This is a genomic window from Streptomyces sp. NPDC038200, assembly GCF_055600785.1.
Window position 1 is genome coordinate 59,191 of record NZ_JBVJYH010000017.1, and the last position, 22,489, is coordinate 81,679.

Below are 22,489 nucleotides of genomic sequence, written 5' to 3' on the forward strand. Positions count from 1 at the left end.
CCATGGCGGCCGTCCAGGCGATCCGCTCCGAGTGGACCAAGATCCGCTCCGTGGCGTCCACGGTGTGGACGCTGTCGCTGGCCGTGGTGGTCACCGTCGCCGTCGGGACGCTGCTCTCCGCGTTGTCGAACAGCCAGTTCGACCGCATGCCCGCGCGGGAGCGGCTCTCCTTCGACCCCACGGTCATCAGCTTCGCGGGCATGACCCTCGGTCAGCTCGCCATGATCGTGTTCGGTGTGCTGGTCGTCTCGAACGAGTACAGCACCGGCATGATCCGGGTCTCCCTGGCCGCCGTACCGCGGCGCGGCACCTTCCTGTTCAGCAAGGTCGCGGTGGCCGCCGCGCTCGCGCTGGCCGTCGGGCTGGTCACCAGCTTCGCGGCGTTCTTCCTCGGCCAGGCGGTGCTGGGCTCCCACCGGGCCGGCATCGGCGACCCCGGTGTGCTGCGCGCGGTGTGCGGCGGCGGGCTGTACATGACCCTGATCGCGATGTTCTCCATGGGCGTCGCCGCGATGCTGCGCTCGCCGATGCTGTCCCTCGGCATCCTGATGCCGTTCTTCTTCCTGATCTCCAACATCCTCGGCAACGTGGACGCGACGAAGAAGATCGGCCGGTTCCTGCCGGACCAGGCGGGCAGCCGGATCATGCAGGTGGTGCCGCGCGTCGGCGACGACACGCCCTACGGCCCCTGGGCCGGGCTCGGGATCATGGCGCTGTGGGTGATCGCCGCGCTGGCCGGCGGCTACGTCCTCCTCAAGCGCCGGGACGCCCAGTAGTCCCCGGTGTCACCCCGCGTAATCCTCAGGCTTTACTTTCTCTTGGCCGGAACCGTCAGCGCACCGATATCCTCCTAACCCTTACGGGGGCGTGTGCCCCGCTGTCCTGAACCTTTCGATGGGTGCGGAGCATGATCGAGGCTGTCGGCCTGACCAAGCGCTACGGCGACAAGACCGCCGTGTACAACCTTTCCTTCCAGGTGCGGCCCGGAGCCGTGACCGGTTTCCTCGGGCCCAACGGCTCGGGCAAGTCCACGACGATGCGGATGATCCTCGGGCTGGACAACCCCACGTCCGGGGCGGTCACCATCGGTGGCTACCCGTACCGCAAGCTGCCCAACGCCCCACGGCAGGTCGGCGCCCTGCTCGACGCCAAGGCCGTGCACGGCGGCCGGACCGCCCGCAACCACCTGCTGAGCCTCGCCCAGCTGTCGGGCATCCCGGCCCGCCGCGTGGACGAGGTGCTGGGGGTCGTCGGCCTCCAGGGCGTGGCCAAAAAGCGCTCCAAGGGCTTCTCGCTCGGCATGGGCCAGCGCCTCGGCATCGCCGCCGCGCTGCTCGGCGACCCGCAGGTGCTGCTCTTCGACGAGCCGGTCAACGGCCTCGACCCCGAGGGCATCCTCTGGGTCCGCAACCTGATGAAGGCCCTCGCGGCCGAGGGCCGTACGGTCTTCGTCTCCTCGCACCTGATGAGCGAGATGGCGCTCACCGCCGACCACCTCATCGTCATCGGGCGCGGTCAGCTGCTCGCCGACATGAGCGTGAAGGACTTCATCTCGGCGAACTCCGCGGACTTCGCGCGCGTGCGCACCCCGGACACCGAGCCGCAGCTGCGTGAGAAGCTCTCCTCCGCGCTCGCCGAGGCCGGCGGGCACGTCCTGCCGGAGCAGGACGGCGCGCTCCGGGTGACCGGGCTGCCGCTCCCCCGCATCAGCGACCTCGCGTACGAGGCGGGCGTCCGGCTGTGGGAGCTGTCGCCCCACCAGGCCTCGCTGGAGGAGGCGTACATGCGGATGACGCAGGGCGCCGTGGACTACCGCTCGACCGTCGACCAGAAGGCGGGGCTCCAGCAGCCGCTGCCGCCCGGCGCCCAGCCGCCCGTGCCGGTCCCCGGCCAGGGCCAGCCCGGCTGGTACGCCCCGCCGCCGCCCCAGCAGGGCGGCCAGGCCTTCGCCATGCCGGCCCCGCCCGCGGGCCCGTACGGCGGCGCTCCGGGGACTCCGGGCAACCCCTACGCCCAGCCGGGCGCGCCGGCCCAGCAGCCCGCGCCGGCCCCGCCGGCCGCCGTGGCGCCGCAGGACCAGCCGCCGGCCCTGACCAAGGAGACTCCGGCCGCCCCCGCGCCGCAGGCGCCCGCCGCCCCGCCGGCCCCGGCCGCCCCGCCCGCGCCGCAGCAGGCCCCCGTGGCCGCCCCGGCCACCGCCTCCGCCCCCGCCGACCCGACCCAGCCCGAGGACGCCCGATGAGCACCCACCAGCCCCCGATGCAGCAGGCCCCGGCAGCCGCGCCCGGTGGGCCGTACCCCGGCTACACCTCGCCCATCCCGGTCGTGCGCACCCACCTCGGGCACGCGCTGGCCTCGGAGTGGACGAAGATCAAGTCGGTGCGCTCCACGATGTGGACGCTCGGCGTGTTCGTGCTGCTCGTCGTCGGCATCGGCCTGATGGCCGGCGCGCTGGTCGAGGCCAACTCCGACTCCGAGACCCTGTCCGGCGAGAACCCGCTGTCGTTCGGCTTCTTCGGTCTGCTGCTCGGCAGCATCTGCATCATCACGCTGGGCGTGCTGACCACGGCCTCGGAGTACGGCACGGGCATGATCCGCACGACGATGACCGCGTGCCCCAGCCGGGCCCGGGTGCTCGCCGCCAAGTCGATCGTGTTCTTCGCCGTCGCCTTCGTCTTCACCCTGGCCACGTCCGGCTTCGTGGCCATGGTCCAGGCGTCCATGCTGGAGAGCACCGGCGCCCGCACGCCCACCGGCGGCGACTGGCTCAAGGCCACCGTCGGCATCAGCCTCTACATGGCGCTGCTCGGTCTGCTCTCGCTGCTCATCGGCTCGGTCATCCGGCACTCCGCGGGCGCCATCACCATCATGATCGGCGTGCTGCTCGCGCCGCTGGTGCTCGCGCTGTTCATGGCGACGGAGTCGCTCGACAAGGTGCGCGAGTGGCTGTTCGAGTACTCGATCCCGAACCAGCTGAGCGTCTTCTACGCCAACTCGCTGACCGAGTCCGGCCCGTCCGGCTGGGACCCGCTGTGGATCATGCTCGGGCTGACGGCGGCGGTGTACGCGGGGACGTACGCGCTGCTGCAGAGCCGGGACGTGTGACCCGGGGGGGCTCAGAACCTCGGCGCGTTACGGGACCGCTGCACCCGCGTGGTGCGGCGGTCCTTCGCGTTCCAGCACGCCTTGTGCCAGTGCCGGCGGTCGTCGACGCCCGCGTGCTCCGGCCAGGCCACCACGTGCGGGACACCGGAGGGGATCAGCTGGTCGCAGCCCGGGCAGCGGTAGGTCTTGCCCTCGGAGCTGGCCCCGGCGACATGCCGGACGCTCCACTCCTCGCCCTGCCAGCTCTCCGTGGACTGCCAGCCGCCGTACCGGCCGGCATGGTCGTCCTCGGCGCTCCGGCCCGACGATCCGGCTGCCTTCGGTCGGTTGCGACGCGGGGACACAGGACACCTCTCGGGGCTATACAGGAAGCACGGGATGCATCCAGCCTACGCGCCGCCGAGCGGGGTACGCGTAGGGAACCAACCCGTACAAGTCCCCCTCCAAGGCGACCCATTCTGCAGACAATCGGCAAATCTCTCCGCCAGGCCGTGTCCTGGGCACGTGTCAGACGGTTATGCCGGGTGGGGGAGCTCCGGGTCGGAGCCAAGGAAGCAGGAAATGCGATGCACGTAGGAAGTTTTGTGCTGGCCGCCCAGTTCCCGGGCCAGGGCCCGGGGGAGGCGCTGCACCGGGCGGTCCGCTCCGCGGAGGTCACCGAGCAGTCCGGGCTGGACGCCGTATGGCTGGCCGAGCACCACTTCGTGCCCTACGGCACATGCCCGTCCGCGGTCACCCTGGCCGCGCTGCTGCTCGGCCGCACCCGCCGCATCCGGGTCGGCACGGCGGTGAGCGTCCTGCCCACCGCCCACCCGGTCGCCCTCGGCGAACAGGCCGCGCTGCTGCACCTGACCAGCGGCGGACGGTTCACCCTGGGCGTCGGACGCGGCGGCCCCTGGGTGGATCTGGAGGTGTTCGGCACGGGCCTGGAGGCGTACGAACACGGGTTCCCGGAGTCGCTCGATCTGCTGCTCCGCTGGCTGGGCGAACCGTCCGTGGCGGCCTCCGGCGAGCGGTTCTCCTTCCGTGAGGTGCCCGTCGTCCCCCGGCCGTCGGAGGCCCTGACCGAGACCCCCGGCCCCGAGGTCGTCCTCGCCTGCACCTCGCCGGCGAGCGTGCGGCTGGCCGCCGAGCGCGGGCTGCCGATGCTGCTCGGCATGCACATCGGGGACGAGGAGAAGGCCGAGATGGTCGCCCTGTGGCGGCGCTGCGCCCGCGCGGCGGGCCGGCCGGCCGAGGAGATCGCGGGCGCCGCCCACGTCTCCGCCGGGGTGTGCCAGCTCGCCGACCGGCGCACGGACGCGGCGGAGACGCTGCTGAAGGCGATGCCGGGATGGCTGCGGCAGGGACTCGCGGCCCATGTCACGGTGGACGGGCGGGAGCGCGCGATGCGCGACCCGTACGCCTACACCGAGCTGCTCTGCGGCCTGCACCCGGTGGGCACCCCGCGGCTCGCCGCCGACCGGCTCGCGGCCACCTCGGAGCGCACCGGCATCTCCCGCTTCGCCCTCCTGGTCGAGGGCTCGGGCGATCTCGCGGCCACCGAGGAGAACCTGCGGCGCCTCGGCGCCGAAGTGCTGCCCCAGCTGCGCTGACCCGCCCCCGACAAGCAAGCCGCCTGGGGGGCTTGCCGCCCCAGTACCGAATGCACCTCCCGCAGGTGGAGCGGCAAGCCGACGGCTCTCCGTCTTGCGGCCGAACCGAGGCCGCGCGTCAGCAGTCCCGAAGCTCCGGCGACTGGTTCAGCAACTGGCTGCGCACCGACGTGAAGCGGGCCAACGTGTCGTCCACCGAGGCGTCCAGCGGGAACACCGCCACCCGGTGGCAGTTCTGGAAGGCCAGCCGCACACCGAAGTGCCGCTGCAGCGCGCCGCGGATGGCGTCACTCGCGAGCGCACGCAGCAGCTGACCGCGGGCCTGCTCGTCCGGCGGGGGCGTCTGGTTGTCGGCGAAGGTTCCGCCGTCCACCTTCAGCTGGGCCACCAGGGAGCTGATCATCTCCCATGCGTAGGGCAGGGAGGTCCGGACGCAGTCGACGAATGCTGCTTCGTCGACCTCGCCTCGCTCGGCCTGTTCGAGTAGGGCCGGTGAGACGTCGAGCGACATGGGTTCTCCTCTCGCACCCCCGATGCACAGGGGTTGCCGGACAGATGTGGGAGTTCGCGATTTCGAACACGCTCAGTAGATGGGCCGCAACCTCCCGTTCTCTACGGTAGGCAACCGTCGGTGACCACACCAGCAGAATGCGTATATGGAACGGTCGACTCATGCTCACTATCGGCCAGGGATGAACAAGAGTTTCCAGGGACAATTGGGGCGATTCACAGGGAGCGGGATAGGCGGATCGCGTGCACCGGCACGCGTCGAGTAGCGTTGCCGACCATGCGTCTCGTCATTGCCCGGTGCTCGGTCGACTACGCCGGCCGGCTCACCGCCCACCTGCCCTCGGCGCCCCGCCTGATCCTGGTCAAGGCGGACGGCAGCGTCTCCATCCACGCCGACGACCGGGCCTACAAGCCGCTCAACTGGATGTCGCCGCCCTGCACGCTGAAGGAGGGGGCGGGCGAGGACGAGGGTGTGTGGACCGTCGTCAACAAGGCGGGCGAGAAACTGATCATCACGATGGAGGAGATCCTCCACGATTCCTCGCACGAACTCGGCGTGGATCCCGGCCTGATCAAGGACGGCGTGGAAGCGCACCTCCAGGAACTGCTCGCCGACCGCATCGAGACGCTGGGCGAGGGCTACACCCTCATCCGCCGCGAGTACATGACCGCGATCGGCCCGGTGGACATCCTGTGCCGGGACGCCGACGGCCAGACGGTCGCGGTCGAGATCAAGCGGCGGGGTGAGATCGACGGTGTGGAGCAACTCACCCGCTACCTGGACCTGTTGAACCGCGACCCGCATCTGGCGCCGGTCCGCGGAGTCTTCGCCGCGCAGGAGATCAAGCCCCAGGCCCGCGTCCTCGCCACCGACCGCGGCATCAACTGCCAGATCCTGGACTACGACGCCCTCCGCGGCATCGAGGACGACAAACTCCGCCTGTTCTGACCACCCCCGCAGCCCACTCCCCCGGCCACGCGTCCCCACCGGCCACTCATCCCGACCGGCTGCCTATCCCCACCGGCTGCTCCTCGCGCGGCCACTTACCTCCCCCGGCCACGCGTCCCCACCGGCCACTCATCCCGACCGGCTGCTTATCCCCACCGGCTGCTCCTCGCGCGGCCCCTTGCCTCCACCGACCACTCGTCCCGACCGGCCGCTCCTCGCGCGGCCTCTTCTCCCCACCGGTCACTCGTCCCCACCGGCTGCTTATCCCGACCGGCCGCTCCTCGCGCGACCTCTTCTCCGCACCGGTCACTTCTCTCCGCCGCGACGGCGCTCAACCACGACGGCGCGCACCGGCGGTGCCGAACGGCCCTGAGGCCCGTCAGGCACCGCCGAACACCGCCGCGGTGGCAGAACGCCGTCGCGGCGGAGAAGAGGGTGCGCCGGCCGCAAGAGGCGGCAGCAGCAGCGGAGCGGCAGCAGGGGGCAGCGGAGCGGCAGCAGCGGTAGCGGCAGCGTGGGGCGGGCTCGGTGAGTCGGTGAGGGGGGTGCGAGGCCCGGTGTCACATCACCTCGGCGGTCGTCCCCAGAGCACTCTCCGAGGCCGAAGCGCTGCTCGACGTCCCCCCGGCGGAGCCGGTCGTGCCCGCGTCCGTGCCGCCCGTCGTCGTTCCGCCGCTGTCGCCGCCCGTGGTGTCGCCGCCGGTGGTGCCGTCCGTGGACCCGCCCGTCGTGCCGCCGGTGGTGCCCCCGGTCGTCCCGCCGGTGGAGCCGCCGGTCGAACCGCCCGACGTGCCGCCGGTGGTGCCCCCGCTCGTGCCGCCCGTCGAACCGCCGGTCGTCCCGCCGGTCGTCCCGCCGGTCGAGCCGCCGGTCGAACCGCCCGTCGTGCCGCCGGAGGTGCCCCCGCTCGTGCCGCCCGTCGTACCGCCGCCCGACGAACCGGACGAGCCCGATGGCTTGGGGGACTTCGACGGTGAGCCGGAGGGCGAGCCGGAGCCGGACGGGGCGATGCTCTCCGACGGCCGGGCCGTGTCCGCCGGCGGCGCCGGGTCGTCGGCCGTGCCGTACCTGCCGTCGGGGCCCGGCGAGGTGGGCCGGCCTGCGGCCGCACCGGTGCCACCGCCCGAGCCGGAGCCGGTCCCGGCCGGGTCGGCTTCCTGGCCACCGTCGCCGATCTCCTGCCCGGCCGACGGATTGACCTCGACCCTGCCCGCCGGGTTCCGGTCGCCGTCCTGGTCGGACGTCATGCCGAGCGTGATGACGGTGCCGAGGACGGCGGCGAGCAGCGCGCCGGAGCCGACCGCCACCAGGTTGCGCCGGACCATGCTCCGGACACCGCCGCCCTGCGGCCCGTTCCGCGGCCCGGCCTGCGGAAGCTGCCGGGTGACGAGGGTGTCGCCCGCGGGGACGTACGGCCGCGGCGTCGGCCCCTCCTGCCGCACCTCCGGCACCTCCTCCCCCGCCTGCGCCGACGGCCCGGGCACCTCGCCGGCCCGGTCGGCGAGCAGCGCGAGGGCGCGGCGGCCGGCGACCGTGCCCCGCTTGTCGGCGAGGGCGCCGCGCAGCCCGCCCGAGGCCTCCAGCTCGGCACGGGCCCGGTCGAGCTGTCCGACACAGAGCGCGAGGATGCCCAACTCGTGGTGGAAATAGGCTTGTTCGGATACCTCGCCGGCCAGCCGGGAGGCTTCCGCACCGGACCGCAGGGCCCGTTCCCAGGCGCTCCAGTGCAGTCCGGCGGCGAAGGCGGGCGCTGCCGTGCGGGCCAGCCGTACGGCGCTGCTCTCCTCGCCCTCGACGGGCGGGGTCGTCTGCGGCACGACGGCGGCGAGCGCGGCCAGGACCGCGTCGGCCTCCACGGACACCCGTTCGGGAGTGACGGAGGGGTGTCCGGCCCACCAGGCGTAGTGCTGGGCGGCGGTGAGGGCGTGGGCGGGGGCGTCGTCGGCGTATCCGGCGGCCTCCAGCTGGGTCTGCACGCCGGCCGCGAGCCGGTAGCGGGAGCCGACGGGGGAGACCAGGCCGCAGGCGGCCAGCTCGCCGAGGGCGGCGTCGGCGTGGGTGTCGCCGACCAGCGCGGGCAGGTGCGCCTGGTGGGGTATCTCGCCGCCGAGGGCGACCGCGAAGCGGAGGGCGGCGCGGGCGTCGGCGCTGAGCCGGGAGGCCAGCAGCGGGGCGGGTGCGGCGGCTTCGCCGAGGGACGGCAGCGGGACGTCGTCGTCGAGGTCCGCGGGCGTGTCCGCGGGCGGGAGTACGTCCTCGAAGACGCCGTACTCGTCCACCGCGCCGGTGCTGGCCCGCAGCTGGTCGCGCTGCCGCAGCAGGGCACCGGCCTGGACGAACCTCAGGGGCAGCCCCTCGGACTCGAACCACAGGTCGCCGGCCCAGTTGGCCTCCTCCTCGGTGAGCACCCGGCCGACGGTCCGCTCCAGGATCTCCACGCCGGCGGCGCGGTCGAGGCCGGTGAGGAAGATCTCCTCCACCTCGGACTCGGCGGAGGGCGCGGGCACGTCGGGGGTGGCTCCGAGCAGGAAGGCGCATTCGGGGGTGGCGTCGAGCAGTTCGTCCAGGGCGGTGCCGCCGAACTCCAGGTCGTCCAGGACGACGACCGCGCCGATCTCCCGGACGCAGGCCGCCAGTTCGTCGGGGCCGGGGCGGTGCCGTGGGGCGTCGTGGACGGCGTGGAACAGGTCCTGCAGGACGTCACCGGCGGTGCGGCGGAAGCCGTTCAGGCGGACCACGCCGTCGGGGGCGAGGTCCGCGCAGTCCTCGGCGACCAGGTCGAGCAGGGCGGTGCGGCCGGAGCCGGCCGGGCCGGTGACGCGGACCGAGCGGCCGCGGGCGAGCAGGCGGACGAGGCGTTCGCGTTCGTCCTGGCGTTCCAGCAGGGAGAGCACCGGCCGGCCGGGGCCGGGCGGTACGGGCGGCCGGGCGGCGCGTTCGGTCTCGGCACGCTCGTCGGCGGTGCGCTTGCGGGGCCTGCCGGGGCGCTCGGCCGGCGGGCAGGGTTCTATCTCGCTGCCGTCGACCGGATTGACCGTCAGCTGGAGGTCGCCGGTGACGAGCTGCACCATGCGGGCGGGCGCGGGGGCGCCGGAGGCGAAGTCGGAGGTGAGGGAGTCCCGGGGCGGGCGGCGGCCGTGCGCCTGACCGTGCTCGTCGGGTCCCGGGTTGATCGGGTCCATGGGTTCCAGCCCCCAAAAGCGTCGTGTGCCCGTGTTCCGGCCCTCCCGGCCTTGTCGCACACCGCGCTGTAGCTTCTGGTCCGGGCCCGCTCGGTCGAGGGATGCGAGGCGGCGGGCGACCGCACCCTAAACCTTCGGTCAGTATCTCCGACAGGGCGGGGTGCCGTGCGGTCCGAGACGTCACGGTCTCGTGAGGATTGCCCTCGACGCGCGCTTCGGCGGGTGCGCCCGGGTCTCTGCCGTCGCCCGGTCCGCCCCGTGCACGTCTCACACCCGGGGCAGCGACTCCACCCCGATGCCGCCCTCGATGGCGAGGATGCGGTGCAGCCGGGTGGCGACCAGCAGGCGCTGCATCTGCGCCGGTACACCCCGCAGCACCAGGCGGCGCCCGCAGCGGCCGGCCCGCCGGTGGGCACCCATGATCACCCCGAGCCCGGTGGCGTCCCAGGAATCCAGTTCGGACAGGTCGAGCACCAGGTCGCCGACACCGGTGTCGACGGCCGAGTGCAGGGCCGTACGGGCGTCCGCCGCGCTGCGGACGTCGAGGCGGCCCCCGACGACCAGCTCGGCGTGGTCGCCCCTGATGTGCATATGCGCTCCCCGTTGGCTGCGGTTGGCGTACTCGGTGACGGTGCTGTGCAACGTCTGACTGTGCGGGTGGCGGTGCGGTTGCTGTTTGTAAGCGAACCGATACCGAATTCACCCCTGGGAGTGATACTCCCGGGGCGCTCGTGCGCGGGTGGGTTGACTCAGTACTTGTAGAAGCCCTGCCCGCTCTTACGGCCGATGTCACCGGCGTCCACCATCCGGCGCATCAGCTCCGGCGGGGCGAACTTCTCGTCCTGGGACTCGGTGTAGATGTTGCCGGCGGCGTGCAGCAGGATGTCCACACCGGTCAGGTCGGTGGTGGCGAGCGGACCCATGGCGTGGCCGAAGCCCAGCTTGCAGGCGAGGTCGATGTCCTCGGCCGTCGCGACACCGGACTCGTAGAGCTTGACGGCCTCCACCACCAGGGCGGAGATCAGCCGGGTGGTGACGAAGCCGGCCACGTCGCGGTTGACGACGATGCAGGTCTTGCCGACGGACTCGGCGAACTCCCGTGCCGTGGCGAGGGCTTCGTCGCTGGTCTTGTAGCCGCGGACCAGCTCGACGAGCTGCATCATCGGCACCGGCGAGAAGAAGTGCACGCCGACGACCCGCTCCGGGCGCTCGGTGACCGCGGCGATCTTGGTGATCGGGATGGCGGAGGTGTTGGAGGCGAGCACGGCGTCCTCGCGCACGAGCTTGTCGAGCGCGCGGAAGATCTCGTGCTTGACCTCCAGCTTCTCGAAGACGGCCTCGACGACGACGTCCGCGTCGGCGGCCGCGTCCAGGTCGGTGGTCGCGGTGATGCGCGCGAGGGCGGCCTCGGCGTCCTCGGCCGCCAGCCGGCCCTTGCCGACGAACTTGTCGTAGCTCGCCTCGATGCCGTCGGTGCCGCGCTTCAGTGCCTCGTCGGTGACGTCCCGCAGGACGACGTCCCAGCCCGCCTGCGCGGCGACCTGGGCGATGCCGGAACCCATGAGACCGGCCCCGATGACGGCGAGCTTCCGTGCCACTCCGACTCCCTGAACGCTATGGACGTCTGCTTCTTCGGCGGACCATAGCGCTCCGGCGCCGCTGTGTGACCGGTAAGTAACGCGCGTCACGTCTCATTTGACGGACATCACACCGGCAGGGGTCATTCCGCGCCTCGGACGGCGTAGTTGAGCACCTTTTCACTCAACAGGTCCTCGATGTCGTCCAGGAGGACAAGTACCTCTCGTGACACTTCGGCCGGTTTGCGCCCCGCGAGCATCTCGCGGCCGATGGTGACGAAGACCGCCTGATGGATCCAGCAGATCTGACCGGCGATCAGGTCGGGCAGCGGGTCGTCGGCCGTGGTCCCGGTCTCCTCGCGCAGGGCCGACTCCAGGGCGTCGTGGACCTCCTGCTGCAGGCTCCACAGCCGGGAGCGCAGCGACGGCGCCCCGTGGATGACGCGCATGAAGCGGTCGTAGCCCTCCATCAGGCCGACCCGGGGCGAGACGGCCTCGACCTCTCCGCGCAGCTCCCGCAGGACGGCGCGCGCGGCGGACTCGCCGGCGTCCCGGCCGCGGACCCAGCGGGCCAGCCGGTCGACCATCCCGGCCGAGCGGTCGAAGAAGAGGTCCTCCTTGGCGGGGAAGTAGTTGTAGACGGTGTTGACGGAGACGTTCGCCGCGTCGGCGATCTCCGCGACGGTGACCGCCTCGAAGCCGCGCTCCAGGAACAGGCCCGTGGCGACGTCCGAGATGTACTGCCGGGTCTGCCGCTTCTTCCGCTCCCTGAGCCCTTCTGCCATGTCCGCATCCTAGCTTCGCTGGGTCGGCTGAAAACTTGGTGTCATTGCAAAATTTCAGGGACTCTGTTTTTCTGGGAGGCATGCCAGCAGTCATCAGCACGGCGGGCCTCGCCCGCACCTTCCAGACGAAAGCCGGCCCCGTCGACGCCGTCCGCGGTATCGACCTCACCGTCCACGAGGGCGAGATCCTCGGCTTCCTCGGCCCCAACGGCGCGGGCAAGACCACCACCCTGCGGATGCTCACCACCCTGCTGAAACCGACCGGCGGCGCGGCCACCGTCGCCGGCTGCGATCTCGCGGCCGATCCGGTCGGAGTACGCCGGGCCAGCGGCTACGTCGCCCAGTCCGGCGGGGTCGATCCGCAGATCACCGTCCGGGAGGAGCTGGTCACCCAGGGCCGGATGTACCGCCTGCCCAGGTCCGAGGCGGTGGCGCGGGCCGGGGAACTCGCCCGGGAGCTGGATCTCACCGGACTGCTCGACCGCAGGGCCGGAGCGCTCTCGGGAGGCCAGCGCCGCCGTCTCGACATCGCGATGGCACTCACCCACCGGCCGAAGGTGCTGTTCCTGGACGAACCGACGACCGGCCTCGACCCCGGCAGTCGCGCCGACCTGTGGGACCTGGTCCGCCGGCTGCGCGACGAGCACGGTACGACCGTCTTCCTGACCACCCACTACCTGGACGAGGCCGACGCCCTCGCCGACCGCCTGGTCGTCGTCGACCGGGGCACGGTCGCCGCCGAGGGCACCCCGAGCGCGCTCCGACTGCGCTACGGCGGCTCGCTCGACGCCACGCTCCAGGACACCTTCCTCGCGATCACCGGCCGCGGCCCCGCCCCCGCCGACTCCGCCCCCGTCGCCGTATAGGACCGAACATGCTTCTCCACGACACGGCCCTCGTCTACGGCCGCTATCTCCGCCAGTCCCTGCGCTCCCGCTTCGCCCTGCTCTTCGGGGTGCTGACGCCCCTGCTCTATCTGCTCTTCTTCGGCCCGCTGCTCACCGGCCTGCCACTGGGCGGACGGGGCAGCTCCTGGCAGGTGCTGGTCCCCGGTCTGCTGCTGCAACTCGGCCTGTTCGGAGCCCTGTTCGCCGGCTTCACGGTCATCATGGAGAACGGGCAGGGGGTGGTGGAGCGGATGCGGGTGACCCCGGTCAGCCGGCTCGCCCTGCTGCTCGGGCGGGTGCTGCGCGACGCCACGGTCTTCGTCTTCCAGGCGGTGCTGCTGGTGCTGGCCGCGCTGGTGATGGGGCTGCGCGCGCCGCTGGCCGGCATCCTGATCGGCTTCGCCTTCGTCGCCCTGCTCACGGTGTCGCTGGCCTCGCTGTCCTACGCGCTCGGCATGAAGGTCCGCACGCCGCAGGAGTTCGGCCCGCTGGTCAACGCGGTGTCGATGCCGTCGATGCTGCTGTCCGGGCTGATGCTCCCGATGTCCCTGGCACCCGCCTGGCTGGACGTGCTGTCGCACTTCGTGCCGTTCCGCTACCTGGTGGACGCGGTCCGCGACGCCTACGCCGGCCAGTACGCGACGGCGCACATGCTCTACGGCGTCCTGGTCGCCGTCGGATTCGCGGCGCTGGCCGTGACGGCGGGCACACGGGTGTTCCGGACGGCCGGAGCGTAACTACGCTGGCCACATGGTCAATCTGACGCGCATCTACACCAGGACCGGCGACCAGGGCACCACCAGCCTCGGCGACATGAGCCGGGTGCCCAAGACCGATCTGAGGATCTCCGCCTACGCGGACGCCAACGAGGCCAACGCGGTCATCGGCACCGCGATCGCGCTGGGCGGCCTGGAGGAGGAGATCGTCACGGTCCTCACCCGTGTCCAGAACGACCTGTTCGACGTGGGTGCGGACCTGTCGACGCCGGTGGTGGAGAAGCCGGAGTTCCCGCCGCTCAGGGTGGAGCAGTTCTACATCGACAGGCTGGAGGCGGACTGCGACCGCTTCAACGAGCGGCTGGAGAAGCTGCGCTCCTTCATCCTCCCCGGCGGCACCCCCGGTGCGGCCCTGCTGCACCAGGCGTGCACGGTCGTGCGCCGGGCCGAACGCTCCACCTGGACGGCCCTGGAGGTGCACGGCGAGACGATGAACCCGCTCACCGCGACCTACCTCAACCGCCTGTCCGATCTGCTGTTCATCCTGGCCCGCGGCGCCAACCGGGAGACCGGGGACGTGCTGTGGGTGCCGGGCGGGGAGCGCTAGGGCCGGCCCGGCAGTCGCCGGACCGGCCCTGGGCCCTGCCGAGCCGGTCAGTCGCCGGTGCGGCCGTCGGTCATCTCGCGCAGGATGTCGAGGTGGCCGTTGTGCCGGGCCGTCTCCTCGATGAGGTGCAGCAGGATCCAGCGGAGGTCGAACACGCTGCCGTCGTCCCGCTTGCGCTGCGCCTTTTCGTCCAGGCCGTGCGCGGCGATCAGTTCGTTGTGCCGGGCGGAGTCGGCGGCGTACTCGTCGAGCAGCTGGGACAGCGGGATGTCGACGGCGATGCGCATCTCGCGGTCGGGGTCCTCCTCGGTCCAGGGACCCTCGTCCTCCTCCCCGAGGAAGACCACGCGGAACCAGTAGTACTCGACCCAGCGCAGGTGGCTGATCAGCCCGCTCAGGGTCATCAGCGGCGAACCGGGCAGGAGCGCCTTGCGGGCGTCCTCGTCGGAGAGTTCCTCGCACTTGGCGCGCGCGGTGGCGCGGACGTAGTCGAGGAAGGTGGTCAGCTGAGTGCGCTCGTCCCAGGCGGGAGGCGTGTCGGTGCGTGTCATCGCCGCGATGATCCTCCGGTGCCCGCCTCGGTGTCGAGCGGATTTTCGACTGCCGTGCGCTCCGGCTCCCGCTTCGGGAAGAGGGTGTAACTGGCGGCGATGACCAGGTTGACGCCGATCACCCAGAGCATGCGGGTCTGCCACGCCCGCAGCGAACCGGTGTCGCCGTGGTCGCCGACGTACCAGACGGCGCCCTGCAGCAGGGCGAGGGCGACGGCCGAGGCCAGGATCCAGCGCCCCGCGACCTTCCACTCGTGGAGGGTCCGGGCCGTGCCGTACTTCGGCGGCCTCACCGGCGGCGGTCCCCCGGCGAAGCGATGGGCCGCCCGGGCGTCGGCCCACTTGACCGTGGAGTGGCCGAGACCGACCGTGAAGCCGATGTAGACCGCGGCGAGGCCGTGCCGCCAGTCGGGTTCGGCGCCGTTCCTGAGGTCGATGGCGGTGACGGTGAAGAGCACGATCTCCAGCAGCGGCTCGCACAGCAGCAGGGCCAGGCCCGTACGGGGCATCCGCAGCCCGTACCGGAAGGCCAGCCCGGCGGCCAGCAGCACCCAGAACGCCACCTCGCAGGCGATGATCAGTCCGACGATCACGGTTCGCTCCCCTCGTCCACCCTCCCAGGCTCCCCCGGGCCGGCGCCCGGTTCATCGTCGGCGCCGACGAGAGCGCCGTAAGCGAAAGTCGCAGTCGGGGACCCTTCCCGGGGTGCAGGCGCGGCGGCCGGGGGCCGTGTTGGATGGGGGCATGTCCCTCGCACCGCCCCGTCCGCACCGCGACGACTGGCGCATCGCCGTGGGCGGGCTGGTCGGCGGGGTGCTGCTGTGGGCGCTGGGGATCCACCCCCGCGTCGGCGACGACGCCCTCGTGCTGTGGCACGCGTCCTGGGGCCCGCTCGTGCCCTTGGCCGTGACGGCGGCCTGCGAGCCGTTGCGCCGCATCCTGCCCCGCACCGGTCTGCTGATCGGCACGGCGGCGCTCGTCCTGGACACGGTGACCCTCGGCAGCATCGTCACGATCGTGCTGTACACCGACCTGATGTACGCGGCCGTGCTGTACGGCACCCCGGCCGCGGCCCGCCGCATCCCCTGGGTGACGGGGATGCTGACGGTCGTCGCCGGCGTCGTCCCCGCCGCGCTCTGGCGGGATCCGCAGGGCCTGCTCATCGGCGTGGGCGTCGGGGTGGTGGCGTTCGGACCGGCCGCCACCGGCGTGCTCGTGCGTGACCACCGTGACGCGGCCGAGGCCGCGCGGCTGCGGGCCGAACAGACCGCGCTGCTGGCCGAGATGGACCGCGCCCAGGCGGTCACGGCCGAGCGGTCCCGGATGGCACGCGAGTTGCACGACATGGTCGCCAACCATCTGTCGGCCATCGCCATCCACTCCACGGCGGCGCTCTCCCTCGACGACCCGGAGACCTCGCGGGACGCGCTGGCCGTCATCCGGGAGAACAGCGTGGCGGGGCTGGCCGAGATGCGCCGGCTGATCGGCATCCTGCGGGACGGCTCCGGTGACCGGGAACCGGCCGCGTCCCCCACCCTGGAGGGCCTCGGCGCCCTGGTGGACGGCGCTCGCGCCAACGGTCTGGAGGTCATCCTGGACGCCGGCCACGGCAAGGTGCCGACGCCCGTGGAACTCGCCGCCTACCGGATCGTGCAGGAGGCGCTGACCAACGCGCTGAAGCATGCGGCCGAGGGCCGCGTGCACGTCGTGCTCCGGCAGGCGGACGGCATCCTGGACATCCGGGTGACCAGCCCCTACCGGCCGGGGGACGCGCCCCGCGCACCGGGATCCGGTGCCGGGCTGACCGGGATGCGGGAGCGGGCGGCGCTGCTCGGCGGCACGTTCGAGGCCGGCCCCCGGGATGCCCTGTGGTCCGTCCGCGCCACTCTTCCGCTCACCGAAGGAGACCCCGTATGAGCCGCCCCGTCCGGGTCCTCGTGGCCGAGGACCAGTCCGCCGTCCGCGCCGGACTGGTCCTGATCCTGCGCAGCGCGCCGGACATCGAGGTGGCCGGCGAGGCGGAGGACGGCGAGCGGGCGGTGGAACTGGCCCGGGAGTTGCGCCCGGACCTGGTCCTGATGGACGTCCAGATGCCCCGGTTGGACGGGGTGACGGCGACCCGGCGGATCGTCGCCGAACAGCTCGCGGACGTGCTGGTGCTGACCACCTTCGATCTCGACGAGTACGTGTTCGGGGCGCTGCGGGCCGGGGCGGCGGGGTTTCTGCTGAAGAACACCGAGGCGCGGGATCTGCTGGACGCGGTGCGGACGGTGGCGCGCGGGGAGGGGATCGTCGCACCGGCCGTGACGCGGCGGCTGATCGCCGAGTTCGCCGCGGCGCCGGCGCGGGAGGCGGTGGCCGATCCGGCCGTGCTGGCGGACCTCACCCCACGGGAGCGGGAGGTGCTGGGCTGTGTCGGCGAAGGGCTGTCGAACGCGGAGATCGGGGTCCGGCTGGACATGGCGGAGGGCACGGTGAAGACGCACGTCAGCCGGGTGCTGGCCAAGCTGGAGCTGCGCAGCCGGGTGCAAGCCGCGGTGCTGGCCCGGGAGTTGGGGCTCCGCTGAGGCATCGAGCCGGAATGGTCCAGACCTATTGACCTGTGGTCCAGACCTTTCTACCCTCGCAGCACCATGGGGCGTGAAGGCTCAGTCATGCCCCTGACACCCCCGACGACGAGGGAGGCGCAGCATGCGCTTCAGACACAGAGCCGCGGCAGGGTTCGCGACCCTGTTGCTCCCCCTGGCCGGCCTGGTCGGTCTCGCCAGTCCCGCCCAGGCCGCGACGAACGCCACGGCCAGCTTCACCAAGAGCAGCGACTGGGGCAGCGGCTTCGGCGGCCAGTGGACCATCAAGAACACCGGCAGCAGCAGCATCAGTTCATGGACCGTCGAGTGGGACTTCCCCTCCGGCACGTCCGTGACCTCCGCCTGGGACGCCGACGTCACCAGCTCCGGCACCCACTGGACGGCGAAGAACAAGTCCTACAACGGCACCCTCGCCCCCGGCGCCTCGGTCTCCTTCGGCTTCAACGGCGCGGGCTCCGGCTCCCCGTCCAACTGCAAGCTGAACGGCGACAGCTGCGACGGCACGACGGTCCCGGGTGACGCGGCCCCCTCCGCCCCCGGCACCCCGACCGCCTCCTCCGTCACCGACACCTCGGTGAAGCTCTCCTGGAGCGCGGCCACCGACGACAAGGGCATCAAGAACTACGACGTGCTGCGCGACGGCACCAAGGTCGCCACCGTCACCACCCCGTCGTACTCGGACTCCGGCCTGACCGCCGGCACCGACTACTCGTACACCGTGCAGGCCCGCGACACCGCCGACCAGACCGGCCCGGTCAGCGGCGCGGTCAAGGTGCACACCACCGGCGGCGGCACCACTCCCCCGCCCACCGGCGACAAGGTGAAGCTCGGCTACTTCACCGAGTGGGGCATCTACGGCCGCAACTACAACGTCAAGAACCTGGTGACGTCCGGCTCCGCGTCCAAGATCACGCACATCAACTACGCCTTCGGCAACGTCACCGGCGGCAAGTGCGCGATCGGCGACTCCTACGCCGACTACGACAAGGCGTTCACCGCCGACCAGTCCGTCAGCGGCACCGCCGACACCTGGGACCAGCCGCTGCGCGGCAACTTCAACCAGCTGCGCCAGCTGAAGGCCAAGTACCCGAACATCAAGGTGCTGTGGTCCTTCGGCGGCTGGACCTGGTCCGGCGGCTTCGGTGACGCCGCGAAGAACCCGGCCGCCTTCGCCCAGTCCTGCTACGACCTGGTCGAGGACCCGCGCTGGGCCGACGTCTTCGACGGCATCGACATCGACTGGGAGTACCCGAACGCCTGCGGCCTGACCTGTGACACCAGCGGGGCCGCGGCCTACAAGAACCTGATGGCCGCGCTGCGCGCCAAGTTCGGCTCCAACAACCTGGTCACCTCCGCCACCACGGCCGACGGCTCCGCCGGCGGCAAGATCGAGGCCGCGGACTACGCGGGCGCCGCCCAGTACGTCGACTGGTACAACGTGATGACGTACGACTTCTTCGGCGCGTGGGACGCCAAGGGCCCGACCGCCCCGCACTCCCCGCTCACCTCGTACAGCGGCATCCCGAAGGAGGGCTTCACCACCGCCGACGCGCTGGCGAAGTTCAAGGCGATCGGCGTGCCCGCCAAGAAGCTGCTCATCGGCATCGGCTTCTACGGCCGCGGCTGGACCGGCGTCACCCAGGACGCCCCCGGCGGCACCGCCACCGGCCCCGCGGCCGGCACCTACGAGCAGGGCATCGAGGACTACAAGGTCCTGAAGTCGTCCTGCCCGGCCACCGGCACCGTCGCCGGCACCGCGTACGCGCACTGCGGCAGCAACTGGTGGTCGTACGACACTCCCGCCACCATCAAGTCGAAGATGGCCTGGGCCAACAGCCAGGGCCTCGGCGGCGCGTTCTTCTGGGAGTTCAGCGGCGACACCAGCGACGGTGAACTGGTGAGCGCCATCAGCAACAACCTGTAAGAGAGCACCGCACCGAACACCGTCACCCTCCCCCGGGCACCGCCCGGGGGAGGGTGAGTGCCGTCAGGCCACATTCACCCGCTGTCCGGGCGGGGCCGCCTCCAGCCACGCGAGGAATCCGGTCAGCGCGTCCTCGCTCATGGCGAGTTCGAGGCGGATGCCCCGGTGCGTACAGGCCAGCACCACCGCGTCCGAGAGCAGCGCCAGTTCCTCCTCGCCCTCGGGCAGCCGGCGTCCGGCCACCTCGATCTGCGCGCGCTCCAGGACGCGGCGGGGACGGAAGGCGTAGGAGAAGACCCGGTACCACTCGATGCGGTCGCCGTTGTAGCGGGCGACGCCGTAGCTCCAGCCCTTGCCGCCCGCGTCGGGCTTCTCGGCCACGTCCCAGCGCAGCGAGCAGTCGAAGGTGCCGCCCGATCGCTGGATGAGCCTGCGCCGCAACCCGAACAGGAACAGCCCCACCACCACGAGCGCGACCACGATTCCGCACACAGTCAGAGCGAGGACCATCGACACCGACCTCCTCGTCTCCTAGGTAGGGGAACTGCTTCAGTCTCTGGGTAATGAAACGGAAAAGACACCCACATCTGCCTCAGCCGCGACCGGCACCGGATTGCTCCGGGCCGGCCGCGGCTGAGTGACGTCAACGTCGGCGCGACTGGTTCAGCGCGCCGCCGCGGCACGCAGTCGGACGTCCGCGCGGCGCTCGGCGGCGGCGTCGCCCTCCGCCTTCGCGCGCTCCAGCTCCCGCTCCGTGCGCTGGATATCGATCTCGTCCGACAGTTCGGCGATCTCGGCCAGCAGGGACAGCTTGTTGTCCGCGAACGAGATGAAACCGCCGTGCACCGCGGCGACGACCGTTCCACCATCACTCGTACGGATGGTCACCGGGCCCGACTCCAGCACACCGAGCAGCGGCTGGTGACCGGGCATGACGCCGATGTCGCCGGACGTGGTGCGCGCGACGACCAGGGTGGCCTCGCCGGACCAGACCTGGCGGTCGGCGGCGACCAGCTCGACGTGCAGCTCAGCAGCCAAGGGTGGCTCCTCGGGTCACCACCCGGCGGTAGTGCCGGGTGTTGGGGTCAATTCTAGTAGGCGTGGATGAGGGGGCGGGACGCGCCCGCCCCCTCACACGAGCGCGAGGCTCAGGAGACGCCCAGCTCCTTGGCGTTGGCCTTGAGGTCCTCCAGGCCACCGCACATGAAGAACGCCTGCTCGGGGAAGTGGTCGTACTCGCCGTCGCAGATCGCGTTGAACGCGGCGATCGACTCGTCGAGCGGCACGTCCGAGCCGTCCACGCCGGTGAACTGCTTGGCGACGTGGGTGTTCTGGGACAGGAAGCGCTCCACACGACGGGCACGGTGGACGACGAGCTTGTCCTCCTCGCCCAGCTCGTCGATACCGAGGATCGCGATGATGTCCTGGAGGTCCTTGTACTTCTGCAGGATCGTCTTCACGCGCATGGCCGCGTTGTAGTGATCCGCGGCGATGTAGCGCGGGTCCAGGATCCGGGACGTGGAGTCCAGCGGGTCCACGGCCGGGTAGATGCCCTTCTCGGAGATCGGACGGGAGAGAACCGTCGTCGCGTCGAGGTGGGCGAAGGTGGTGGCCGGGGCCGGGTCGGTCAGGTCGTCCGCGGGGACGTAGATCGCCTGCATCGAGGTGATCGAGTGACCACGGGTCGAGGTGATGCGCTCCTGGAGGAGACCCATCTCGTCGGCCAGGTTCGGCTGGTAACCCACCGCGGACGGCATACGGCCGAGCAGGGTGGAGACCTCGGAGCCGGCCTGCGTGAAGCGGAAGATGTTGTCGATGAAGAACAGCACGTCCTGCTTCTGGACGTCACGGAAGTACTCGGCCATGGTGAGGCCGGCCAGCGCGACGCGCAGACGGGTGCCCGGGGGCTCGTCCATCTGACCGAAGACCAGCGCGGTCTTGTCGATGACGCCGGAGTCCGACATCTCCTCGATCAGGTCGTTGCCCTCACGGGTGCGCTCACCGACACCGGCGAACACGGAGACACCGTCGTGGTTGTTGGCGACACGGTAGATCATCTCCTGGATGAGCACCGTCTTGCCGACGCCGGCGCCGCCGAACAGGCCGATCTTGCCGCCCTTGACGTACGGGGTGAGCAGGTCGATGACCTTGACGCCCGTCTCGAACATCTCGGTCTTGGACTCGAGCTCGTCGAAGTTCGGGGCCTTGCGGTGGATGCCCCAGCGCTCGCCCTCGTACCGCTCGTCGACGTTCAGCACCTCACCGAGGGTGTTGAACACCTTGCCCTTGGTGAAGTCGCCGACGGGCACCGTGATGGAGTCGCCGGTGTCGACGACCGCGGCCTGGCGGACCAGACCGTCGGTGGGCTGCATCGAGATGGTGCGGACCAGGCCGTCACCCAGGTGCTGGGCGACCTCCAGGGTCAGCGTCTTCTTCTCGCCGGCGTTGGCCGGGTCGGCCACCTCGACGTGAAGGGCGTTGTAGATCTCCGGCATCGCGTCGACGGGGAACTCCACGTCGACGACCGGGCCGATGACCCGGGCGACGCGGCCCGTAGCCGTCGCGGTCTCAACAGTGGTGGTCATTATCGGTCACTCCCCGCGGTCGCGTCGGCCAGGGCGCTCGCGCCACCGACGATCTCGCTGATTTCCTGGGTGATTTCGGCCTGGCGGGCCGCGTTGGCAAGACGGGAGAGCGTGTTGATCAGCTCGCCCGCGTTGTCGGTGGCCGACTTCATCGCGCGCCGCGTGGCGGCGTGCTTCGAAGCGGCCGACTGGAGCAGCGCGTTGTAGATACGGCTTTCCACGTAGCGCGGCAGCAGGGCGTCGAGGACGTCCTCCGCCGAGGGCTCGAAGTCGTACAGCGGGAGGATCTCGCCCTTGGGCGAGGCCTCCTCGGCGACCTCGTCGAGGCGCAGCGGCAGCAGCCGCGCGTCGAGCGCCGTCTGCGTCATCATCGAGACGAACTCGGTGAAGACGATGTGGAGCTCGTCCACACCACCCTCGGCCGTCTCCTTCTCGATGGCCTCGATCAGCGGCGCCGCCACCTTCTTGGCGTCCGCGTACGACGGCTCGTCGGTGAAGCCCGTGAACGACTCCGCGATCTTGCGCTCACGGAAGTTGTAGTGGGCGACACCGCGCCGGCCGACGATGTACGTGTCGACCTGCTTGCCGTCGCGCTCCAGGCGCTCGGTCAGCTGCTCCGCCGCCTTGATGGCGTTGGAGTTGAAGGCGCCGGCCAGACCGCGGTCGCTCGTGAGGAGCAGGACCGCGGCACGGGTCGGGTTGTCCGCCTCCGTGGTGAGCGGGTGCTTGGTGTTCGAACCCGTACCGACCGCCGTGACCGCACGCGTCAGCTCGGTCGCGTACGGCGTGGAGGCCGCCACCTTGCGCTGCGCCTTGACGACGCGCGAGGCGGCGATCATCTCCATCGCCTTGGTGATCTTCTTGGTCGCGGTGACGGATCGGATGCGACGCTTGTAGACCCGGAGCTGGGCTCCCATGAGTCAGGTCC

The 22,489-nt window shown here is 71.5% G+C and carries 23 protein-coding genes; 11 read left to right on the forward strand and 12 right to left on the reverse strand.

The features are described from left to right. Nucleotides 1–2 precede the first annotated feature (2 nt). The 3 genes from ACZ7KF_RS29465 to ACZ7KF_RS29475 all read left to right on the forward strand — a co-directional run bounded on the left by ACZ7KF_RS29465 (nucleotide 3) and on the right by ACZ7KF_RS29475 (nucleotide 3,105). A complete protein-coding gene (locus ACZ7KF_RS29465) occupies nucleotides 3–776 on the forward strand; it encodes an ABC transporter permease (RefSeq protein ID WP_471081464.1) in 774 nt (257 codons plus the stop codon). 131 nt (nucleotides 777–907) lie between these two features. Continuing rightward, nucleotides 908–2,242, forward strand: a complete 1,335-nt coding sequence (locus ACZ7KF_RS29470) for an ABC transporter ATP-binding protein (RefSeq protein ID WP_471081467.1) — start codon at nucleotides 908–910, stop codon at nucleotides 2,240–2,242. Continuing rightward, entirely contained in the window at nucleotides 2,239–3,105 is an 867-nt protein-coding gene (locus tag ACZ7KF_RS29475; protein WP_471081470.1) for an ABC transporter permease, read from the forward strand. The genes ACZ7KF_RS29470 and ACZ7KF_RS29475 overlap by 4 nt, the downstream gene beginning before the upstream one ends. Nucleotides 3,106–3,116: 11 nt before the next feature. Here the strand turns inward: ACZ7KF_RS29475 and ACZ7KF_RS29480 are convergent, their stop codons facing one another. Then, nucleotides 3,117–3,449: an ATP/GTP-binding protein gene (locus tag ACZ7KF_RS29480; protein WP_225827353.1), complete on the reverse strand. Its 333-nt coding sequence runs from the start codon at nucleotides 3,447–3,449 to the stop codon at nucleotides 3,117–3,119. Between the two features lie 222 nt (nucleotides 3,450–3,671). On the opposite strand from ACZ7KF_RS29480, the gene ACZ7KF_RS29485 reads away from it, so the two are divergent. After that, complete coding sequence (locus ACZ7KF_RS29485; RefSeq protein ID WP_471081473.1) at nucleotides 3,672–4,700, forward strand: LLM class flavin-dependent oxidoreductase; 1,029 nt, start codon at nucleotides 3,672–3,674, stop codon at nucleotides 4,698–4,700. A gap of 118 nt (nucleotides 4,701–4,818) precedes the next feature. On the opposite strand, the gene ACZ7KF_RS29490 is transcribed toward ACZ7KF_RS29485, so the two are convergent. Next, nucleotides 4,819–5,211 (reverse strand): SCO5389 family protein, encoded by a 393-nt coding sequence (locus ACZ7KF_RS29490; protein ID WP_471081476.1) that lies wholly within the window; start codon nucleotides 5,209–5,211, stop codon nucleotides 4,819–4,821. A 276-nt stretch (nucleotides 5,212–5,487) separates the two neighbouring features. Here ACZ7KF_RS29490 and nucS point away from each other — a divergent pair, with 276 nt between their 5' ends. Beyond that, nucleotides 5,488–6,159, forward strand: coding sequence for an endonuclease NucS (gene nucS / locus ACZ7KF_RS29495; protein WP_471081479.1), 672 nt, complete (start codon nucleotides 5,488–5,490; stop codon nucleotides 6,157–6,159). A 560-nt stretch (nucleotides 6,160–6,719) separates the two neighbouring features. Here nucS and ACZ7KF_RS29500 read toward each other — a convergent pair. From ACZ7KF_RS29500 to ACZ7KF_RS29515, 4 genes are all read right to left on the reverse strand, one after another. Further along, on the reverse strand, nucleotides 6,720–9,341 hold the full coding sequence (locus ACZ7KF_RS29500; RefSeq protein ID WP_471081482.1) for an ATP-binding protein: 2,622 nt from the start codon (nucleotides 9,339–9,341) through the stop codon (nucleotides 6,720–6,722). Between the two features lie 267 nt (nucleotides 9,342–9,608). Beyond that, nucleotides 9,609–9,932, reverse strand: a complete 324-nt coding sequence (locus tag ACZ7KF_RS29505; RefSeq protein ID WP_030610139.1) for an STAS domain-containing protein — start codon at nucleotides 9,930–9,932, stop codon at nucleotides 9,609–9,611. Between the two features lie 158 nt (nucleotides 9,933–10,090). Beyond that, a complete protein-coding gene (locus ACZ7KF_RS29510; protein WP_471081485.1) occupies nucleotides 10,091–10,939 on the reverse strand; it encodes a 3-hydroxyacyl-CoA dehydrogenase family protein in 849 nt (282 codons plus the stop codon). A gap of 122 nt (nucleotides 10,940–11,061) precedes the next feature. Beyond that, nucleotides 11,062–11,703 carry a TetR/AcrR family transcriptional regulator gene (locus ACZ7KF_RS29515; RefSeq protein ID WP_471081488.1) on the reverse strand — a complete coding sequence of 214 codons (642 nt, stop codon included), beginning with the start codon at nucleotides 11,701–11,703 and terminating at the stop codon, nucleotides 11,062–11,064. An 80-nt stretch (nucleotides 11,704–11,783) separates the two neighbouring features. On the opposite strand from ACZ7KF_RS29515, the gene ACZ7KF_RS29520 reads away from it, so the two are divergent. The 3 genes from ACZ7KF_RS29520 to ACZ7KF_RS29530 are packed head-to-tail and all read left to right on the forward strand — an operon-like array spanning nucleotide 11,784 to nucleotide 13,913. Continuing rightward, the gene (locus tag ACZ7KF_RS29520; RefSeq protein WP_471081491.1) at nucleotides 11,784–12,569 is read left to right on the forward strand and encodes an ABC transporter ATP-binding protein; all 786 of its coding nucleotides are present in this window, start codon (nucleotides 11,784–11,786) and stop codon (nucleotides 12,567–12,569) included. 8 nt (nucleotides 12,570–12,577) lie between these two features. Continuing rightward, entirely contained in the window at nucleotides 12,578–13,327 is a 750-nt protein-coding gene (locus ACZ7KF_RS29525; protein ID WP_471081494.1) for an ABC transporter permease, read from the forward strand. Between the two features lie 13 nt (nucleotides 13,328–13,340). After that, on the forward strand, nucleotides 13,341–13,913 hold the full coding sequence (locus ACZ7KF_RS29530) for a cob(I)yrinic acid a,c-diamide adenosyltransferase (RefSeq protein WP_471081497.1): 573 nt from the start codon (nucleotides 13,341–13,343) through the stop codon (nucleotides 13,911–13,913). A 47-nt stretch (nucleotides 13,914–13,960) separates the two neighbouring features. On the opposite strand, the gene ACZ7KF_RS29535 is transcribed toward ACZ7KF_RS29530, so the two are convergent. Beyond that, on the reverse strand, nucleotides 13,961–14,464 hold the full coding sequence (locus ACZ7KF_RS29535) for a DinB family protein (RefSeq protein WP_471081500.1): 504 nt from the start codon (nucleotides 14,462–14,464) through the stop codon (nucleotides 13,961–13,963). Next, a complete protein-coding gene (locus ACZ7KF_RS29540; protein ID WP_471081503.1) occupies nucleotides 14,461–15,057 on the reverse strand; it encodes a hypothetical protein in 597 nt (198 codons plus the stop codon). Before ACZ7KF_RS29540 ends, ACZ7KF_RS29535 begins: the two co-directional genes overlap by 4 nt. A gap of 151 nt (nucleotides 15,058–15,208) precedes the next feature. Between ACZ7KF_RS29540 and ACZ7KF_RS29545 the strand changes: the two genes are divergently transcribed. The 3 genes from ACZ7KF_RS29545 (at nucleotide 15,209) to ACZ7KF_RS29555 (ending at nucleotide 18,976) form a co-directional block, all read left to right on the forward strand. Then, nucleotides 15,209–16,381, forward strand: a complete 1,173-nt coding sequence (locus tag ACZ7KF_RS29545; RefSeq protein WP_471081507.1) for a sensor histidine kinase — start codon at nucleotides 15,209–15,211, stop codon at nucleotides 16,379–16,381. Continuing rightward, on the forward strand, nucleotides 16,378–17,031 hold the full coding sequence (locus tag ACZ7KF_RS29550) for a response regulator (RefSeq protein ID WP_471081510.1): 654 nt from the start codon (nucleotides 16,378–16,380) through the stop codon (nucleotides 17,029–17,031). The genes ACZ7KF_RS29545 and ACZ7KF_RS29550 overlap by 4 nt, the downstream gene beginning before the upstream one ends. A gap of 124 nt (nucleotides 17,032–17,155) precedes the next feature. Continuing rightward, nucleotides 17,156–18,976 carry a glycosyl hydrolase family 18 protein gene (locus ACZ7KF_RS29555; RefSeq protein WP_471081513.1) on the forward strand — a complete coding sequence of 607 codons (1,821 nt, stop codon included), beginning with the start codon at nucleotides 17,156–17,158 and terminating at the stop codon, nucleotides 18,974–18,976. A 63-nt stretch (nucleotides 18,977–19,039) separates the two neighbouring features. Here ACZ7KF_RS29555 and ACZ7KF_RS29560 read toward each other — a convergent pair whose 3' ends face one another. From ACZ7KF_RS29560 to ACZ7KF_RS29575, 4 genes are all read right to left on the reverse strand, one after another. Beyond that, nucleotides 19,040–19,486 carry a DUF2550 domain-containing protein gene (locus ACZ7KF_RS29560; RefSeq protein WP_471081516.1) on the reverse strand — a complete coding sequence of 149 codons (447 nt, stop codon included), beginning with the start codon at nucleotides 19,484–19,486 and terminating at the stop codon, nucleotides 19,040–19,042. A gap of 153 nt (nucleotides 19,487–19,639) precedes the next feature. Further along, nucleotides 19,640–20,014 (reverse strand): F0F1 ATP synthase subunit epsilon, encoded by a 375-nt coding sequence (locus ACZ7KF_RS29565; protein WP_225827337.1) that lies wholly within the window; start codon nucleotides 20,012–20,014, stop codon nucleotides 19,640–19,642. A 110-nt stretch (nucleotides 20,015–20,124) separates the two neighbouring features. After that, a complete protein-coding gene (atpD, locus tag ACZ7KF_RS29570; protein WP_471081519.1) occupies nucleotides 20,125–21,561 on the reverse strand; it encodes a F0F1 ATP synthase subunit beta in 1,437 nt (478 codons plus the stop codon). Next, a complete protein-coding gene (locus tag ACZ7KF_RS29575) occupies nucleotides 21,561–22,478 on the reverse strand; it encodes a F0F1 ATP synthase subunit gamma (RefSeq protein ID WP_471081522.1) in 918 nt (305 codons plus the stop codon). The genes atpD and ACZ7KF_RS29575 overlap by 1 nt, the downstream gene beginning before the upstream one ends. Nucleotides 22,479–22,489: the final 11 nt, after the last annotated feature.

Bases quoted from the DNA above. Each gene is read 5' to 3' on its own strand.
- ACZ7KF_RS29465 (WP_471081464.1), top strand. From the start codon at position 3: ATGGCGGCCGTCCAGGCGATCCGCTCCGAGTGGACCAAGATCCGCTCC.
- ACZ7KF_RS29470 (WP_471081467.1), top strand. From the start codon at position 908: ATGATCGAGGCTGTCGGCCTGACCAAGCGCTACGGCGACAAGACCGCC.
- ACZ7KF_RS29475 (WP_471081470.1), top strand. From the start codon at position 2,239: ATGAGCACCCACCAGCCCCCGATGCAGCAGGCCCCGGCAGCCGCGCCC.
- ACZ7KF_RS29485 (WP_471081473.1), top strand. From the start codon at position 3,672: ATGCACGTAGGAAGTTTTGTGCTGGCCGCCCAGTTCCCGGGCCAGGGC.
- ACZ7KF_RS29490 (WP_471081476.1), bottom strand. From the start codon at position 5,211: ATGTCGCTCGACGTCTCACCGGCCCTACTCGAACAGGCCGAGCGAGGC.
- nucS (WP_471081479.1), top strand. From the start codon at position 5,488: ATGCGTCTCGTCATTGCCCGGTGCTCGGTCGACTACGCCGGCCGGCTC.
- ACZ7KF_RS29500 (WP_471081482.1), bottom strand. From the start codon at position 9,341: ATGGACCCGATCAACCCGGGACCCGACGAGCACGGTCAGGCGCACGGC.
- ACZ7KF_RS29505 (WP_030610139.1), bottom strand. From the start codon at position 9,932: ATGCACATCAGGGGCGACCACGCCGAGCTGGTCGTCGGGGGCCGCCTC.
- ACZ7KF_RS29515 (WP_471081488.1), bottom strand. From the start codon at position 11,703: ATGGCAGAAGGGCTCAGGGAGCGGAAGAAGCGGCAGACCCGGCAGTAC.
- ACZ7KF_RS29520 (WP_471081491.1), top strand. From the start codon at position 11,784: ATGCCAGCAGTCATCAGCACGGCGGGCCTCGCCCGCACCTTCCAGACG.
- ACZ7KF_RS29525 (WP_471081494.1), top strand. From the start codon at position 12,578: ATGCTTCTCCACGACACGGCCCTCGTCTACGGCCGCTATCTCCGCCAG.
- ACZ7KF_RS29530 (WP_471081497.1), top strand. From the start codon at position 13,341: ATGGTCAATCTGACGCGCATCTACACCAGGACCGGCGACCAGGGCACC.
- ACZ7KF_RS29535 (WP_471081500.1), bottom strand. From the start codon at position 14,464: ATGACACGCACCGACACGCCTCCCGCCTGGGACGAGCGCACTCAGCTG.
- ACZ7KF_RS29545 (WP_471081507.1), top strand. From the start codon at position 15,209: ATGTCCCTCGCACCGCCCCGTCCGCACCGCGACGACTGGCGCATCGCC.
- ACZ7KF_RS29550 (WP_471081510.1), top strand. From the start codon at position 16,378: ATGAGCCGCCCCGTCCGGGTCCTCGTGGCCGAGGACCAGTCCGCCGTC.
- ACZ7KF_RS29555 (WP_471081513.1), top strand. From the start codon at position 17,156: ATGCGCTTCAGACACAGAGCCGCGGCAGGGTTCGCGACCCTGTTGCTC.
- ACZ7KF_RS29560 (WP_471081516.1), bottom strand. From the start codon at position 19,486: ATGGTCCTCGCTCTGACTGTGTGCGGAATCGTGGTCGCGCTCGTGGTG.
- atpD (WP_471081519.1), bottom strand. From the start codon at position 21,561: ATGACCACCACTGTTGAGACCGCGACGGCTACGGGCCGCGTCGCCCGG.
- ACZ7KF_RS29575 (WP_471081522.1), bottom strand. From the start codon at position 22,478: ATGGGAGCCCAGCTCCGGGTCTACAAGCGTCGCATCCGATCCGTCACC.